The organism is Actinocorallia libanotica (assembly GCF_039525175.1).
GTDB lineage: Bacteria > Actinomycetota > Actinomycetes > Streptosporangiales > Streptosporangiaceae > Actinocorallia > Actinocorallia libanotica.
Genome location: NZ_BAAAHH010000016.1, coordinates 95282 through 108813 on the forward strand (window position 1 = coordinate 95282; position 13532 = coordinate 108813).

Below are 13532 nucleotides of genomic sequence, written 5' to 3' on the forward strand. Positions count from 1 at the left end.
TCCGATTCGGCCGGGTCAGTGGAGCAGGCCGGTTCGGTGGAGGTGGTCGAAGATGAGCTGGTTGACGGGGGAGACGCGGGGGCGGTCGGCGTAGGTGAGCCAGACGACCTCCTCGATCTCGTTGCGGGGAGTGGGAGTGCCCTGGTGGTCGGCGGTGTAGCAGGTCATGCGGACGGTGACGCCGTCGGGGCGGCCGTGGGCCTGGGCCTCGAAGGTGCCCAGGTGGGCGGCGGTGGCGGGGTCGAGGGTGAGGGAGAGCTCCTCGTCGATCTCCCGGACGAGGGTGTCGAGGTCGCTCTCGCCGGGTTCGCGCTTGCCGCCGGGGAGGTAGTAGGCGTCCTTGCCGCGGGAGCGGGCGCCGAGGATCCTGCCCTGCTCCAGGTGGATCCAAGCGATCTTGTCGACGACGTCGTCCATGCCCGCAGCCTAGGGGACCGCCCGGGTCGTCGTGCTCAGGCGCTCCGGAGGCCTCGGAGGAGGCAGCGGAATCCGGCGGGGGCCAGGCGGAGGACGGGGCCGTCGGGGTGCTTGGAGTCGCGGACGGCGACAGTGTGAGGGGCGGCGGCCAGTTCGACGCAGTTGCTGGTGGGGTCTGAGCCGGAGCGGGAGCTCTTGCGCCAAACGAGGGTCGGTGGGGTGGGGAAAGGCATTCCGGGTCTCCTCGGCTTAGTGGCTGGATGCCGTCGTCTGGATGAGGTCTCGTGAATCGGCTTCCGGAAGCGCCGCCAAAGCTAGGTGCTCAAATGCCAGGCTATATGCGTTGACGTCGGATTCGTCGTGGAGGCAGTGGGCCCGAATGAGGTCCACATAGACGAGGCGGACGTCGCCCATCTGGGGGAGGTCGAACATGAGGAAGGAGCTGGCCGTTGCCGCCTGAGCGCCTCTGCTGAAGGGGAGTACCTGGAGTTTGACGTGCTCCAGATCGCAGATGGCGAGCAGTCGGGTGAGTTGGGCGCGCATGGTCTCGTCGTCTCCCACTCTGTTGTGGAGGGCGGCCTCGGACATGAGGGCGTGGATCGGGGTGGGGTTCGGAGGGCAGAGCACCAGTTGCCGGTTCATCCGGATCTTCACGGCTCGGTGGAAGGCCGTTGTGCCGAGTGGGGGCCTCAGCGTTCTGAACAGGGCTGCGATGTAGTCGCGGGTCTGGAACAGGCCGGGAACGACCATCTGCTCGTAGGTGTAGATCTTGCTGGCGTTGGCCTCGAAGCTGATGGTCTCGAAGGAGCTCTGCCCATCTCTGTACTTTTCCCACCAGCCGGATTCGGCTTCCCTGCAGAGTCCGAAGAGTTGGGAGCAGCGAATGGAGTCCGTCACCCCGTAGAGCGCGAGAAGTGCCATCAGGTCCCGTTCCGGGAGGTGGACCTGACCGTTCTCGATGCGGCTCAGGGAGGCGAGGGAGCGTTTCACCTTCTTGGCGGCGGTGGCGATCGTGAGGTCCTGCTCCCTGCGGATGGCGCGGAGTTCCACGCCCAGACGCCGGGCCCGTTCGTTCTGCGGGGTTTCTGCCATCGCGTGCTCCCTGTGATCGCGTGGCTCCATTGTGCTGTCGCCCGTTCGGGGCGGCGGTGGAAATCAGCGAGAGCGGAAATTTCCAGAAGGGATATCCGGCGGCGGTCCTGGAGAGGAGAGCGATGACACCTTCCCGTCGACATTCTGACGGGAGCCGCTCCGGGGGAGCGGAGCCGAAGCGAGGAGCCGGGAGGCGTGATGGGGGCGTTGGTCGTGCTGGGGATCGTGGAGTTCGAGGGGGAGGAGTGGGCGGTGACGGCGGCGCGGCGGTATGCGCGGGGGCTGCTCGAACAGGAGGGGATCGAGGACTGGGAGGCGTCGCTCGTCGTCACCGAGCTGGCGGCCAATGCCGTCGCGCATGGAGACGGGGGCGGGTTCGGCCTGGCGGTCTCGGTGGGCGAGGACGTCGTGCGGATCGAGGTGGGCGACTCGGGGCCAGGGCGGGGGCTGCGGGTCAAGGAGGCGGAGGGGACCGACGAGAGCGGGCGGGGGCTGCTGCTCGTCGACGGTCTTTCACGGCGGTGGGGAGCGGTGTGCAGGACGACCGGTACGACGGTGTGGGTCGAACTGGAGAGGAGAACGGCCTCCTCCGCGGCGGAGGAGGCCGGGGGATGAACGGGTCAGCCGTTCGTCGGGAAGCCCAGGTTGACGCCGCCGTGGGACGGGTCGAGCCAGCGGGACGTCACGGCCTTGGTGCGGGTGTAGAAGTGCACGCCCTCGGTGCCGTGGGCGTGGCTGTCGCCGAAGAGGCTGGCCTTCCAGCCGCCGAAGCTGTAGTAGGCCATCGGCACCGGGATCGGCACGTTGACGCCGACCATGCCGACCTCCACCTCGTTCTGGAAGCGGCGGGCGGCACCCCCGTCGTTGGTGAAGATGGCGGTGCCGTTCCCGTACGGGTTGGCGTTGAGCAGCGCCATCGCCTCGTCGAACGAGCCGGCGCGCACGACCGACAGCACAGGACCGAAGATCTCGTCCCGGTAGCAGTCCATGTCGGCCGTGACGTTGTCGATGAGGGTGGGCCGCAGCCAGAAGCCGTCACCGGACGGCAGTCCTTCCCGCCCGTCCACGACGAGGGTCGCGCCCTGCTCCACCGATGACGTCAGGTACGAGGCGACCTTGTCCCGGTGCGCGCGGGTCACCAAAGGCCCCATCTCCGACGCGGGATCGTCGCCGGGCCCCGTCACGAGCCGTGCCATCCGCTCCTGGATCTTCTCCAGGAGCGCGTCCGCGACGGGCTCGACCGCCACCAGCACCGAGATCGCCATGCACCGCTCGCCCGCCGACCCGAATCCGGCGTTGACGGCGGCGTCCGCGGCCAGATCCAGGTCCGCGTCCGGCAGCACCACCATGTGGTTCTTCGCCCCGCCGAGCGCCTGCACGCGCTTGCCGTTGCGTGCCGCCGTCTCGTAGATGTACTGCGCGATCGGCGTGGACCCGACGAACGACACCGCCTTCACGTCCCGGTGCTCCAGCAGCGCGTCCACCGCGACCTTGTCGCCGTGCACGACGTTGAACACCCCGTCCGGCAGTCCCGCCTCGGCCCACAGCTCAGCGATCTTCAACGAGGCCGAAGGGTCCTTCTCCGAGGGCTTGAGCACGAACGTGTTCCCGCAGGCGATGGCCACGGGGAACATCCACATCGGCACCATCGCCGGGAAGTTGAACGGCGTGATCCCCGCGACGACACCCAGCGGCTGAAGGATCGAGTAGGCGTCCACCTTCGTGGAGACGTTCTCCGAGAATCCGCCCTTGAGCAGATGCGGGATCCCGCAGGCGAACTCCACGACCTCCAGCCCCCGCGCGACTTCTCCGGCAGCGTCGGAGACGACCTTCCCGTGCTCCGCCGAGATCAGCCGAGCGATCTCCGAAGCGTCCCGGACGAGCAGCTCCCGGAACTTGAACAGCACCTGAGCCCGCCGCGAAAGCGAGGTGTCCCGCCACTCCGGGAACGCCGCCTTGGCCGCCGCGACGGCCTCATCGACCTCCGTGGAGGAGGCGAAATCGACGGTCCCCGAGACGGCACCGGTCGCCGGGTTGTAGACGTCCCCCCGCCGGGAGGCCGCTCCCGTCCAGGGCTTGCCGTTGATCCAATGCGTCACGTGCGTCATGAGGAGATCGCTTCCAGGGAGTCGATGAGGATCTGCAGGCCTTCGGCGGCCTCTTCGGAGGTGAGGGTGAGCGGCGGAGCCATGCGCATGACGTTGCCGTACAGCCCGCCCTTCCCGGCGAGCAGCCCCCGGCTCCTGGTCTCCTCCATCATGCGGGAGGCCAGTTCGGGAGAGGGAGCCCCCGTCGAGGGGTCGACGAGCTCCAGCGCGAACATCAGCCCCTTCCCCCGCACGTCCCCGACGAACGGGAAGCGGGAGGCGGCCTCGTGCAGCCCGGCGAGAATGAACGCGCCCCGCTCGGCGGCGTTGGCCTGGAGGTCGTGCGAGAGCACGTAGTCCAGCGTCGCGTTGGCGGCGGCCATGGCGATGGGGTTGCCGCCGAAGGTCGACAGCCCGACGGCGTGCGGGGCGTCCATGAGGTCGCCGCGCGCGACGACGCCCCCGATGGCGAATCCGTTGCCGAGGCCCTTGGCGAAGGTCATCGCGTCGGGCGTCACGCCGTGGTTCTGGATGCCGAAGAAGCTCTGCCCGGTGCGTCCCCAGCCCGTCTGGACCTCGTCGGAGATGAAGAGGATCCCGTACTCGTCGAGCACCTCTTTGTACGCGGCGAACAGCCCGTCGGGGGCCATGGTGAAGCCGCCGACGCCCTGGATCGGCTCGGCGATGAGCGCGGCGACGTCGCCTCCGGTGGCGGTGGCGAGGGTGTGGCGCAGGTCCTCGACGCAGACCTTGATGTAGTCGGCGTCCGACAGGCCCGCGAACTGGGGGAGGTGCTTGTCGGCGCCGTGCAGGAAGACGGTGTGGAACGGGGACAGCCCGTTGTTCTTCCACGCCCGGTTGGAGGTGACGGCCGTCGCGCCGAACGACTTGCCGTGATAGCTCTGGCGCATCGCCAGCACCTGGTTGCTGCGCCGCTCGTACGTGGCCAGCAGCAGCGCCGCCTCGTTGGCCTCGGTGCCGGAGTTGGTGAAGAAGACCTTGGCGTCCGGGATGCCCGACAGCCGGGCGACCTTCTCGGCGAGCTCGACCTGGCCGCGCAGCAGGTAGACGGTCGAGGTGTGCACGACGCCGGTGGCGAGCTGCCGTTCGACGGCCTCGCGCACCTCGGCGACGTCGTAGCCGATCATATTGGTGAGGATGCCGGCGAAGAAGTCGAGGTAGGAGTTCCCCGCGCCGTCGACGACCCGGTTGTCCTTGCCTCCGGTGATCTCGATGGGCTGTGCGTAGTAGAGCGCCATCCACTGCGGCATGACGGCACGGTGGCGGGCGAGAAGTTCCGACATGCAACCCACACTTTCCGGACGGGCGGCGGAAGGACAGGGGCAGAGTGTCGGAGAAGCCGCGCTCCTTCTTACAGAGCGTCCAGCGCCTCGGCCAGCTGGAAGTCCCTGCCGGTGAGCCCGCCGGAGGCGTGCGTGGACAGGGTCAGGGTCACCTTGTTCCAGCGGATCGTGATGTCGGGGTGGTGGTTCAGCTCCTCGGCGACCTGCGCGACGCGGTTGACGAAGGCCATGGCCCCGGCGAAGTCCGCGAAGACGAACTCCCGGACGAGGGCGTGGCCGGTGTTCTCCCATTGCTGTCCCATGCCGGACGACCTACCCCCGCGGACCGCTCCGACAACCTGTCAGAAGGGTGCCGGCGGCCTGGAACACAGTGTCATAGCATGGCGTCCGTGCTGCCTACTCTGGGCGAAGTGCTGGACTTGGAGCCGGTACGTCGGGGTCTGCCCCGCGTGGTGGCCGGCGCGGACCGGCTGGACTCCCCGGTCCGCTGGGTGCACGTGGCGGAGATCGCCGACATCGCCTCGCTGCTGCGCGGCGGCGAGCTGGTGCTGACCACCGGGATCGCCTTCCCCGAGGAGGCCGCCGAACTGCGCGCGTACGCCGCCGCCCTGGCGGGGGTGGGCGTCAGCGGCCTCATGGTCGAGCTGGGCCGCCGCTACGCCCGCGAGCTCCCCGGCACGCTGGTCCGCGCCGCGGAGGGGCTCGGCCTCCCGCTGGTCGTGCTGCGCCGCGAGATCCCCTTCGTGGACGTGACGGAGGCCGTGCACGCCCGCATCCTGGACGCCCAGCTCGCCGAGCTGCGCGCCTCCGAACGGCTGCACGAGATCTTCACCCAGCTCAGCGTGGAGGGCGCGCCACCCGCCGAGGTGGTGCGCCAGGTCGCCCGCCTCACCGGCCGTCCCGCCGTCCTGGAGAACCTCGCCCACCAGGTGCTGGCCGCCGACCCGGCGGGCAGCGAGCCCGCCCGGCTGCTCGGCTCCTGGGAGAGCCGCTCGCGCGCGGTGCGCCCGGACGGGCGCACCGGCTACGACGAGACGTCCGGCTGGCTGGTGACGACGGTCGGCGCCCGCGGCGAGGACTGGGGCCGCCTGATCATCCCGCTGGACGTCGCGCCGACCCCGCACGAGGTCGTCCTCATCGAACGGGCGGCCACGACGCTGGCGCTGGGCCGCCTGCTGGACCGGCACGAGGCGTCGCTGGAGCGCCAGGCGCACGGGACGCTGATCAGCGGCATCCTCGCCCGCGCCCACTCCGACCCGCAGGAGGCCGCGGCGCGCGCCCGCGCGCTGGGCGTGCGGCTGTCCGGGCGCAGGCTGCTCGGCGTGGTGGTGCGCGCGCCCGGCACGGAGGAGCCGTCCGTGGAGCTGGCCGAGGCCGTCGCCGCCGCGGCCCGCGAAGCCGACATCTCGGCGCTGGTCGGCCTGCTGGACGAGGGCACCCCCCAGGCGCGGGTGGGGGTGCTGGCCGCCCTGCCGCAACGCGCGGACGTCGAACGCGCGCTCACCGCCATGGCCCGCCGCCTGCGCGTCTCGGCGGGCGCACCGGGCCCCGTGATGGCCGCGGGCTCCGTCGTGGACTCCCTGCGGGACGTGCGCCGCTCCTTCCTGGAGGCCGAGCAGGTCGCCGACGTGGCCGCGCACGGCCGGGACGACCGGCTCTTCTACCGCCTGCCCGATCTGCGGCTGCGCGGCCTGCTGCACCTGCTGCGCGACGACGCCCGCCTCCAGACGTTCGTGGAGCGCGAGCTCGGCCCGCTCCTGGCGCACGACGCCCAGCGCGGCGAGGACCTCACCGGCGTGCTGTCGGTCTACCTGGACCGGGGCCGCAACAAGGCGGCGGCCGCCCAGCACGCCCACCTCTCCCGCCCCGCCCTGTACGACCGGCTGCACCGGATCGAGCGCGTCCTGAGCGTGGACCTGAACGACGCGGAGACGTGCACCTCGCTGCACGTCGCCCTTCTCGCGCTGCGCTCGGTACGCCGCGAACACCGCTGAAAACGCGTTTTGAATGGTTTCATTTACCGGGAATGTCAAATAGTGGTGCCCCGGACTGCCTTTTCCGCCGGTGATTACCCTGGCGGAAAAGTCTCACAGCCAGCCGGGAGGCGAAGAGCCGTCGAGCGGCGGCGGTGAATCCCAGCGGGGTTCCCAGCCGGAGACCCGGCCCGGCGGCAGCATGAAGGTGAGCACCCCGTGCGGGCTGTCGACGGCGGCGATCCGGTCGTCCGGCGGCGTGGTGGGGGCGGGGGGCCGCCGCCGACCCAGGGAGTCCAGCCAGCGGGCCGTGCCCGCCAGGGACAGCCGGGCGTGCCAGGAGCCGCCGTCGGTGGCCCGGCGGATGAGCCCGGCGACCGCGGCGAACGCGGCGAGGTAGCCGGTGGCGTGGTCGAGCGCCTGGGCGGGCAGCGGGACCGGGCGGCCGGTGCCCGCGTCCAGCATCGCCTCGTGCGCCAGGCCCGTGGCCAGCTGCACCAGGCTGTCGAAGCCGCGCCGCGCGTACCAGGGGCTGCCCGGCTCGTACGCCGAGACGTCCACGCTCACCAGCGACGGGTTGAGCTCGTGCAGCCGCTCCGGCCCGAACCCGAGCGCGGCCAGCGCCCCCGGCCGGTACCCCTGCACCAGGACGTCGGCGGTGGCGACGAGGGCGCGCAGGTCGGCGCGTCCGGCCTCAGTGCGCAGGTCCAGGTGGCAGGAGCGTTTCCCGAAGCTCATGTCCAGCACCAGGCCGGGCACCTCCGGCACGTGCGCCGCGCCGACGCGCAGCACGTCGGCGCCGTACGCGGCCAGGGTGCGGGTGGCCAGGGGGCCGGCGATGACGCGCGTGAGGTCCAGGACCCGGACACCCTCCAGCGGCCGGGAGGCGGCGCCGCCGCTGGAGACCGCGGGCCCGTCGGCGAGGCTCTCCAGCCCGACCAGCGGACCGTGCGGGAAGGCGGCCCACTCGTCCCGGGAGCGCAGCGCCGCGGCGGCCCCGCCCTCGGCGAGCACCGCGTCCTCGACCTCCAGGGAGGCGCGCTCCAGGCAGGCCGCCGTCACCGCGTCGCGGTCGGGCGCCCCGCCGAGCGCGCGGACCGCCGCGGCGCGGTGGGCCGGGAAGTTGCAGTGCAGCCGGACCCAGCCGTCGCGGGTGCGGTAGTCGCCGGAGAGGTCGGCCCACAGCTCCAGCTCGTTGCCGGCGATCTTGAAGAAGCGTTCGGAGAGGAAGGCCGACTCGGCGTGGCCGAGGTCGAGTTCGACGGAGGCCTTCGGGCCGCCCCGCAGCTCCCAGTACGCCGCGGCGGCGCCGCTCGCCGCGCCGATGCTCGCGGCGGCGAGGACGTCGACGCGGTAGATCGAGGAAAGAAGGCCGGATTTTCCGTGGATCTCTACCGGGACCGGAGGAATTCCCGCCGCTTCGTGCAGGGACAGGAGACTCTGCTTCACCACGGTTTCACTCAACCGCAACCCCGCGGCCGCGTCGATATGACGTGCGCCACGGAGCAGGGACGACGCGGGGGCGCCGGACGGCCGGGACGGGGTGGTGGCGCCGCATGGACGGCCGGGACGCGGCGGCGCTGACGAATCCCGGTGGAGAACGGTCCCGGGGGAAGGGTTTTGTATCCGACATTTCTTCCGTCATCTGTTTTCATGGAGATGTGGGCAATTGGGAATATTTCTACAGGCCTTGACCCGAATTGTTTCACTGGACACACTCGGGAATGACCGAAGGGGGAAGCGACATGACGCCGGAGGACCACTCCACCGAGGTCTCCTTCCTCGTCCGGCGCTACCCCCAATGGACCATCTGGTACGGCCGGCTGACCGGCAGCTGGTGGGCGCTTCCCCCCAGGGAGCGCGACATCGGCGACTTCGTCGAGGCGGCCGACCTGCCCAGGCTCATCGCACACATCGAGGAGATCCAGTCCGGACCCCCGGCGTACCGGGACCCGTCGAGCATCCTCCGGCTCGGCGCTCCACCGGTGCGGCGGGTGCCGCTGGCGGTACGGCCGGGTGACCCTGCAAGGTGACCCGCTGTTCCCCGGCCCGGCCCATCCGCCCGCGGCCCGAGGCCCCGGAAAGCGCACAGGCGAGACATTCACCCTCCATCACGTTCCTCCGTGAGAATGCCCGCCCGGCAACCCCCGCCGCTTTCCGGGGCCTCCCCTCGTCCCCGCCCCCGCGCACGGCCACGGCGGTCGGCGCGCGAGGTCAGTAAGCTGCCCGTTCATGAAGCGACTTCGGGCGGTACTGGCGGTCTGTACGGCCCTGTGCACGGGTCTGGTCCTGTCGGCGTGCAGCACGGAGGAGAAGGCCGAGGGCAGGGCCGAGCCGCTGCGGTCCGCCGGCGCGGCCGAGGGGTCGCTGCAGCTGCTGACCCTGCCGGGCTACGCCGAGGAGGGCTTCGAGGACCGTGGCGTGGACTGGGTGACCCCGTTCGAGGAGAGCACCGGCTGCCAGGTGACGGTCCGCACCGCGGGCACCGCCCAGGAGATCCACGACCGGATGGCGGGCGGCTTCTACGACGGGGCGCTGGTGCCGTCCGAGGCGTTCGGCAGGCTGGTGGACGGCGGGCGGCTCGCCCCGGTGAACACCAGGCTGCTCGACTCCTACAAGTCCCTCGACGTGCGGTTGCGCCGCCTGGTGGAGCGCGAGGACACCTCCTACGGGATGCCCGCGACCTGGGGCGCGGATCTGCTGCTGTTCGAGACGGGCAAGGCGCAGCCCGCCTCCTGGGGCGCGGTGTTCGATCCGCGGGAGAGCAAGCCGTACCACAAGCGCATCGTCTGGCGGGACAGCCCGCACACCATCGCGTCCGCCGCGCTCTACCTCAAGCACCGCAAGCGCTCGCTGAAGATCCGCGACCCCTACGAGCTGTCCGCCGAGCAGCTGGAGGCCGTCACCGAGCTGCTGCAGGAGCAGCGCCCGAACGTGCTGCGGGTGACGGAGGACCCCACCCAGGCGGTCGAGGCGTTCTCCGTCGGGGACGCCGTGGTCGGCATGGGCGGCACGTACGAGCTGGACGTGCTGGCGCGCGGCGGCAGGCCCATCGCCGTGGCCTCCCCGAAGGAGGGCGTCACCGGCTGGTACACCGCCTGGGCGATCAGCTCCCGCGCCCGCAACCCCAACTGCATGTACCGGTGGATGAACTGGGTGAGCACCCCCGAGGTGCAGAAGCAGACGGCCGAGTGGCGCGGCGTCGCCCCGGCCGACGGCCGCGCCTGCGGACTGCTGCGGGCGGGCTTCTGCGCCGCCCACCACGTGGGGGACCGCGCCTACATCGACCGGCTGGTGTTCGCCAGGACCCCGGACGCCGACTGCGAGAAGGAGCCCGAGTGCGCCGGCTGGTCGGACTGGACGCGGGCATGGTCCTCGCTCGGCTGACCGCCGCGGGCTCGGACCCGTCCCGGAGACGGCCGGGCACGTCCCGGACATGACGAAGGCGGGCCCGACCGCCCCCAGTCAGGCCCGCCCCGCGGACGCGCGGTGCGGGCATGCGCCCCTCGCGGCGTCCTTTCATGGGAGCGGGGTCCCCGGGCCAACCCCCCGAAAGCCCGGGGCCCCGCTGTATCCAGTGAGGTTCTACTCACCACCTGGAACCGTGAACGGTCCCCGAAGGGAGAACGGCAGGGCGGGTACGCCGATCATGGCGTACGCGAACACCCCTGAGCCGCCCGACAGGCGGGCGCGAGCGCCGGCGCCGGGGACCAGTGGGATCTTTCGGCTCATTGCTCACCTCCCTGCTGTTCGGTGGACCGTTCCTCGGTTCTCTTCCTTTCTATGCCCTGTTGTCTGAGTAGCGGGAAACGTCGCCACCAAACCCTGGCAAAGTCGTCGAGTCGCCCTTAGCTACTGAAACGCCTCTTCCAGTAGATCCAGCCCCTCCAGCAACAGGTGCTCCGGAATCACCAGAGGCGGGAGGAAGCGGAGGACGTTGCCGTAGGTGCCCGCGGTGAGCACCAGCAGCCCCCGCTCATGGCAGGCCCGCGCCACCGCCGCCGCGGCGCCCGGATCGGGCGTCTTCGTCCCCGGCACGACCAGCTCGACCGCGGTCATCGCGCCACGTCCCCGCACGTCGCCGATCTGCGGGAGGCGCCCGGCCATCGCCCGCAGCCGGGGCAGCATGACCTCGCCGATCCGCCGGGCCCGCCCGGGGAGGTCCTCGGACTCCAGCACGTCGAAGACCGCCAGCGCCGCCTCGCAGGCGAGCGGGTTGCCGCCGTAGGTGCCGCCGAGCCCGCCGCCGTGCACCGCGTCCATCAGCTCGGCGCGGCCGGTGACGGCGGCCAGCGGCAGGCCGCCCGCGACGCCCTTGGCGGTGGTGATGAGGTCGGGCACGACGCCCTCGTGCTCGCTGGCGAACATCCGCCCCGTGCGCCCGAAGCCCGTCTGGATCTCGTCGGCGACGAACACGATGCCGTTCTCCTTGGCGAACGCGTCGATCGCGGGCAGGAAGCCCGGCGACGGCTCGATGAAGCCGCCCTCGCCCAGGATCGGCTCGACCACGACCGCCGCCACGTTGTGCACGCCGATCTGGGTGGTGATCCGGTCGATCGCCTCCGCGGCCGTGGCCGGGCCGTCCAGCTCGGAGCGGAACGGGTAGGCCATCGGCATCCGGTACACCTCGGGGGCGTACGGGCCGAAACCCTCCTTGTAGGGCATGTTCTTGCTGGTCAGCGTCATCGTGAGCAGCGTGCGCCCGTGGTAGCCGTGGTCGAAGACCACGACGGCGGGGCGGCGGGTGGCGTACCGCGCGATCTTCACGGCGTTCTCCACGGCCTCCGCGCCGGAGTTCACCAGGATCGTGCGCTTCTCGTGGTCGCCGGGCGTCAGGGCGTTCAGCCTCTCGCACACCGCCACGTACGCCTCGTAGGGCGTGACCATGAAGCAGGTGTGGGTGAAGGCCGCCACCTGCTCGCTCACCCGGCGCACGACCTCCGGATGGGCGTTGCCGACGTTGGTGACCGCGATGCCCGAGCCGAAGTCGATGAGGCTGTTGCCGTCGACGTCGACGATGACCCCGCCCCCGGCCGCGACGGTGTAGACCGGCAGCGTGGAGCCCACGCCGGGGGCCACCGCCGCCTTGCGGCGCTCCTGGAGCTCCCGGGAGCGCGGCCCGGGGATCTCGGTGACGATCTTGCGTTCCTGCGGCAGGGACGGGCCGCCGTTCGAGCTGCTCATACCCCGACGATAGGCCGGACGGCCCCGCCTGAGACGCTGACATCCTGGACGGTTCGCGGCCTTCGATAGGACACAGTGTCATGTTGCCGACCCTCGCCTCGGTGGTGGCCCTGCCCCGGCTCGGCCTGCGGCCGCTGACCGGCGCGGCCCTGGACGTCCCGGTCCGCTGGGTGGCGGTGAGCGAACTGCCCGACCCCACGCCCTTCCTGGAGGGCGGCGAGCTGGTGCTGACGACCGGGATGCGGCTGGCGGTGCCCGGGGAGTGCGCGCCCTACGTCGAGCGGCTGGCGGCGTGCGGGGTGGCGGGACTGGGGTTCGGGGTCGGGCTCGGCCACGCCGAGGTGCCGCCGGAGCTGGTCGCGGCCGCCGAGGGCCGGGGGCTGCCGCTGCTGGAGGTGCCGCGGCCCACCCCGTTCGTGGCGATCGGGGAGGCCGTCTCCCGGAAGCTGGCCGCCGCCCGGTACGAGGACGTCACCCGTGCCTTCCAGGCGCAGCAGGAGCTGGTCCGGGCCGCGCTGCGCGGTTCCGAGGCGCTGGTGTCCCGGCTGGCCAGGGAGCTGCGGGGCTGGGCGCTGCTGCTCGGTCCCGACGGGGAGCCGCGGCACGCGGTGCCCCCGTCCGCCGAGGAGGAGCGGCTGGCGGAGGTCGTCGCCGAACTGCCGCGGCTGCGGGGCGGCGCGGCGAGCCTGGCGCTGCCCGGCCCGATCGTGGTCCAGCAGATCGGCCTGGGCCGGCCCCGCGGCTATCTGGCCGTGGGGACGGGACGGCCGCTGACGCCCTTCGCGCACACGGTCGTGGGCGCCGCGGTCTCCCTGCTCACCCTCGGATCCGAGACGCCGCGCGGGGACACGCGGCTGCGGGCGGCGCTGGGCGCGATGCTGCTGGGCCGGGAGGTCGTCGAACCGCCGGACCCGCTGCGGGTCCTGCTGTGCGGGGAGCGGGCGACCGAGGGGCTGGAGAACGATCCGCTGTGGGAGCGCTGCCTGGCGGTGCCGCACCCGGACGGCTGCGCGCTGATCGTCTCCGAGCCGCTGGTCGACCAGGTCATCGCGCTGGTGGAGCCGTACGGGCCGGTGGGGGTGGGGGATCCGGCGCGGTTCGCCGACGTCCCGCGCTCGCTGGCCGAGGCCGAGCGGGCGCGGCCGGTCTCGGGGGTCCGCCGGTACGCCGAGCTGCCCGTACGGGGGCTGCTCGGGCTGCTGGACGGGCCGGACGCCGCGGAGATGGCCGAGCGGCTGCTCGCCCCGCTGGACGAGGTGCTCCGCGCCTCGCTGCTGGCCTATCTGGAGGCGGGCGGCCAGGGCGATCCGGCCGCCCGCGCGCTGGGGGTGCACCGGCACACCCTGCGCCACCGGATGCGCAAGATCTCCCAGCTGCTCGACCGCGATCTGGAGGACGCCGGTAGCCGTGCGGAGTTGTGGATCGCTCTGACGCTCACACGGCGTGGCGTTTTTTAAAGATCCATCACGGTTCTG

At 71.8% G+C, this 13532-nt stretch carries 13 protein-coding genes; 5 read left to right on the top strand and 8 right to left on the bottom strand.

Annotation, left to right across the window (positions count from 1 at the left end; genetic code table 11):
• Positions 1-15 precede the first annotated feature (15 nt).
• The 3 genes from ABD140_RS20065 to ABD140_RS20075 are packed head-to-tail and all read right to left on the bottom strand — an operon-like array spanning position 16 to position 1509.
• Entirely contained in the window at positions 16-417 is a 402-nt protein-coding gene (locus ABD140_RS20065) for an NUDIX hydrolase (RefSeq protein ID WP_344242418.1), read from the bottom strand.
• Positions 418-452: 35 nt separating this feature from the next.
• Positions 453-650, bottom strand: a complete 198-nt coding sequence (locus ABD140_RS20070) for a DUF397 domain-containing protein (protein WP_344242419.1) — start codon at positions 648-650, stop codon at positions 453-455.
• 16 nt (positions 651-666) lie between these two features.
• A complete protein-coding gene (locus ABD140_RS20075) occupies positions 667-1509 on the bottom strand; it encodes a helix-turn-helix domain-containing protein (protein WP_344242420.1) in 843 nt (280 codons plus the stop codon).
• Positions 1510-1707: 198 nt separating this feature from the next.
• Here ABD140_RS20075 and ABD140_RS20080 point away from each other — a divergent pair, with 198 nt between their 5' ends.
• Complete coding sequence (locus ABD140_RS20080; RefSeq protein ID WP_344242491.1) at positions 1708-2124, top strand: ATP-binding protein; 417 nt, start codon at positions 1708-1710, stop codon at positions 2122-2124.
• A gap of 5 nt (positions 2125-2129) precedes the next feature.
• On the opposite strand, the gene ABD140_RS20085 is transcribed toward ABD140_RS20080, so the two are convergent.
• The 3 genes from ABD140_RS20085 to ABD140_RS20095 all read right to left on the bottom strand — a co-directional run bounded on the left by ABD140_RS20085 (position 2130) and on the right by ABD140_RS20095 (position 5202).
• The gene (locus tag ABD140_RS20085; protein WP_344242421.1) at positions 2130-3617 is read right to left on the bottom strand and encodes a CoA-acylating methylmalonate-semialdehyde dehydrogenase; all 1488 of its coding nucleotides are present in this window, start codon (positions 3615-3617) and stop codon (positions 2130-2132) included.
• The gene (locus tag ABD140_RS20090; RefSeq protein WP_344242422.1) at positions 3614-4900 is read right to left on the bottom strand and encodes an aspartate aminotransferase family protein; all 1287 of its coding nucleotides are present in this window, start codon (positions 4898-4900) and stop codon (positions 3614-3616) included. The genes ABD140_RS20085 and ABD140_RS20090 overlap by 4 nt, the downstream gene beginning before the upstream one ends.
• A gap of 68 nt (positions 4901-4968) precedes the next feature.
• The gene (locus ABD140_RS20095) at positions 4969-5202 is read right to left on the bottom strand and encodes a 4a-hydroxytetrahydrobiopterin dehydratase (protein WP_344242423.1); all 234 of its coding nucleotides are present in this window, start codon (positions 5200-5202) and stop codon (positions 4969-4971) included.
• Between the two features lie 87 nt (positions 5203-5289).
• Between ABD140_RS20095 and ABD140_RS20100 the strand changes: the two genes are divergently transcribed.
• Positions 5290-6894, top strand: a complete 1605-nt coding sequence (locus tag ABD140_RS20100; protein ID WP_344242424.1) for a PucR family transcriptional regulator — start codon at positions 5290-5292, stop codon at positions 6892-6894.
• A 93-nt stretch (positions 6895-6987) separates the two neighbouring features.
• Here the strand turns inward: ABD140_RS20100 and ABD140_RS20105 are convergent, their stop codons facing one another.
• Positions 6988-8325 (bottom strand): CoA transferase, encoded by a 1338-nt coding sequence (locus ABD140_RS20105; protein WP_344242425.1) that lies wholly within the window; start codon positions 8323-8325, stop codon positions 6988-6990.
• 293 nt (positions 8326-8618) lie between these two features.
• On the opposite strand from ABD140_RS20105, the gene ABD140_RS20110 reads away from it, so the two are divergent.
• Together ABD140_RS20110 and ABD140_RS20115 are read left to right on the top strand one after the other, a co-directional pair.
• The gene (locus ABD140_RS20110; RefSeq protein WP_344242426.1) at positions 8619-8906 is read left to right on the top strand and encodes a hypothetical protein; all 288 of its coding nucleotides are present in this window, start codon (positions 8619-8621) and stop codon (positions 8904-8906) included.
• A 199-nt stretch (positions 8907-9105) separates the two neighbouring features.
• Entirely contained in the window at positions 9106-10260 is a 1155-nt protein-coding gene (locus ABD140_RS20115) for an extracellular solute-binding protein (protein ID WP_344242427.1), read from the top strand.
• Between the two features lie 465 nt (positions 10261-10725).
• Here ABD140_RS20115 and gabT read toward each other — a convergent pair whose 3' ends face one another.
• Positions 10726-12057 (bottom strand): 4-aminobutyrate--2-oxoglutarate transaminase, encoded by a 1332-nt coding sequence (gene gabT, locus ABD140_RS20120; RefSeq protein ID WP_344242428.1) that lies wholly within the window; start codon positions 12055-12057, stop codon positions 10726-10728.
• A gap of 80 nt (positions 12058-12137) precedes the next feature.
• Here gabT and ABD140_RS20125 point away from each other — a divergent pair, with 80 nt between their 5' ends.
• Positions 12138-13514 carry a PucR family transcriptional regulator gene (locus ABD140_RS20125; RefSeq protein ID WP_344242429.1) on the top strand — a complete coding sequence of 459 codons (1377 nt, stop codon included), beginning with the start codon at positions 12138-12140 and terminating at the stop codon, positions 13512-13514.
• Positions 13515-13532: the final 18 nt, after the last annotated feature.

Bases quoted from the DNA above. Each gene is read 5' to 3' on its own strand.
- ABD140_RS20065 (WP_344242418.1), bottom strand. From the start codon at position 417: ATGGACGACGTCGTCGACAAGATCGCTTGGATCCACCTGGAGCAGGGC.
- ABD140_RS20070 (WP_344242419.1), bottom strand. From the start codon at position 650: ATGCCTTTCCCCACCCCACCGACCCTCGTTTGGCGCAAGAGCTCCCGC.
- ABD140_RS20075 (WP_344242420.1), bottom strand. From the start codon at position 1,509: ATGGCAGAAACCCCGCAGAACGAACGGGCCCGGCGTCTGGGCGTGGAA.
- ABD140_RS20080 (WP_344242491.1), top strand. From the start codon at position 1,708: ATGGGGGCGTTGGTCGTGCTGGGGATCGTGGAGTTCGAGGGGGAGGAG.
- ABD140_RS20085 (WP_344242421.1), bottom strand. From the start codon at position 3,617: ATGACGCACGTGACGCATTGGATCAACGGCAAGCCCTGGACGGGAGCG.
- ABD140_RS20090 (WP_344242422.1), bottom strand. From the start codon at position 4,900: ATGTCGGAACTTCTCGCCCGCCACCGTGCCGTCATGCCGCAGTGGATG.
- ABD140_RS20095 (WP_344242423.1), bottom strand. From the start codon at position 5,202: ATGGGACAGCAATGGGAGAACACCGGCCACGCCCTCGTCCGGGAGTTC.
- ABD140_RS20110 (WP_344242426.1), top strand. From the start codon at position 8,619: ATGACGCCGGAGGACCACTCCACCGAGGTCTCCTTCCTCGTCCGGCGC.
- ABD140_RS20115 (WP_344242427.1), top strand. From the start codon at position 9,106: ATGAAGCGACTTCGGGCGGTACTGGCGGTCTGTACGGCCCTGTGCACG.
- gabT (WP_344242428.1), bottom strand. From the start codon at position 12,057: ATGAGCAGCTCGAACGGCGGCCCGTCCCTGCCGCAGGAACGCAAGATC.
- ABD140_RS20125 (WP_344242429.1), top strand. From the start codon at position 12,138: ATGTTGCCGACCCTCGCCTCGGTGGTGGCCCTGCCCCGGCTCGGCCTG.